The following is a 1795-nucleotide window of genomic DNA, read 5'->3' as shown; positions in this document are numbered from 1 at the left end:
TCCTCCAAGGCTAAATACTCCTGACTGACCGATAGTGAACCAGTACCGTGAGGGAAAGGCGAAAAGAACCCCGGCGAGGGGAGTGAAAAAGAACCTGAAACCGTGTACGTACAAGCAGTAGGAGCCCACTAGTTGGGTGACTGCGTACCTTTTGTATAATGGGTCAGCGACTTATATTCTGTAGCAAGGTTAACCGAATAGGGGAGCCGCAGGGAAACCGAGTCTTAACTGGGCGTTAAGTTGCAGGGTATAGACCCGAAACCCGGTGATCTAGCCATGGGCAGGTTGAAGGTTGGGTAACACTAACTGGAGGACCGAACCGACTAATGTTGAAAAATTAGCGGATGACTTGTGGCTGGGGGTGAAAGGCCAATCAAACCGGGAGATAGCTGGTTCTCCCCGAAAGCTATTTAGGTAGCGCCTCGTGAATTCATCTTCGGGGGTAGAGCACTGTTTCGGCTAGGGGGTCATCCCGACTTACCAACCCGATGCAAACTACGAATACCGAAGAATGTTATCACGGGAGACACACGGCGGGTGCTAACGTCCGTCGTGAAGAGGGAAACAACCCAGACCGCCAGCTAAGGTCCCAAAGTCATGGTTAAGTGGGAAACGATGTGGGAAGGCCCAGACAGCCAGGATGTTGGCTTAGAAGCAGCCATCATTTAAAGAAAGCGTAATAGCTCACTGGTCGAGTCGGCCTGCGCGGAAGATGTAACGGGGCTAAACCATGCACCGAAGCTGCGGCAGCGACACTATGTGTTGTTGGGTAGGGGAGCGTTCTGTAAGCCGTTGAAGGTGGCCTGTGAGGGTTGCTGGAGGTATCAGAAGTGCGAATGCTGACATAAGTAACGATAATGCGGGTGAAAAACCCGCACGCCGGAAGACCAAGGGTTCCTGTCCAACGTTAATCGGGGCAGGGTGAGTCGACCCCTAAGGCGAGGCCGAAAGGCGTAGTCGATGGGAAACAGGTTAATATTCCTGTACTTGGTGTTACTGCGAAGGGGGGACGGAGAAGGCTATGTTGGCCGGGCGACGGTTGTCCCGGTTTAAGCATGTAGGCGGATGTTCCAGGTAAATCCGGAACGTTATTAACGCTGAGGTGTGATGACGAGGCACTACGGTGCTGAAGTGACAAATGCCCTGCTTCCAGGAAAAGCCTCTAAGCATCAGGTAACATCAAATCGTACCCCAAACCGACACAGGTGGTCAGGTAGAGAATACCAAGGCGCTTGAGAGAACTCGGGTGAAGGAACTAGGCAAAATGGTGCCGTAACTTCGGGAGAAGGCACGCTGATGGTAAGTGAAGTGACTTGCTCATGGAGCTGAAATCAGTCGAAGATACCAGCTGGCTGCAACTGTTTATTAAAAACACAGCACTGTGCAAACACGAAAGTGGACGTATACGGTGTGACGCCTGCCCGGTGCCGGAAGGTTAATTGATGGGGTTATCCTCGCGGAGAAGCTCTTGATCGAAGCCCCGGTAAACGGCGGCCGTAACTATAACGGTCCTAAGGTAGCGAAATTCCTTGTCGGGTAAGTTCCGACCTGCACGAATGGCGTAATGATGGCCAGGCTGTCTCCACCCGAGACTCAGTGAAATTGAACTCGCTGTGAAGATGCAGTGTACCCGCGGCAAGACGGAAAGACCCCGTGAACCTTTACTATAGCTTGACACTGAACACTGGTCCTTGATGTGTAGGATAGGTGGGAGGCTTTGAAGTGTGGACGCCAGTCTGCATGGAGCCATCCTTGAAATACCACCCTTTAATGGCTGGTGTTCTAACGTGGGCCC

1 rRNA gene is annotated in these 1795 nt (G+C 52.4%); it reads left to right on the top strand.

Annotated elements, in window-relative coordinates:
* Positions 1-1795 (top strand): 23S ribosomal RNA (locus tag K2184_RS28920); the annotation flags it as partial.

It is taken from the genome of Klebsiella sp. K5-306, assembly GCF_051835185.1.
GTDB lineage: Bacteria > Pseudomonadota > Gammaproteobacteria > Enterobacterales > Enterobacteriaceae > Klebsiella > Klebsiella oxytoca.
Note: the sequence above shows the minus strand (reverse complement) of the source record. Positions and strands in the feature narration are given on the sequence as shown.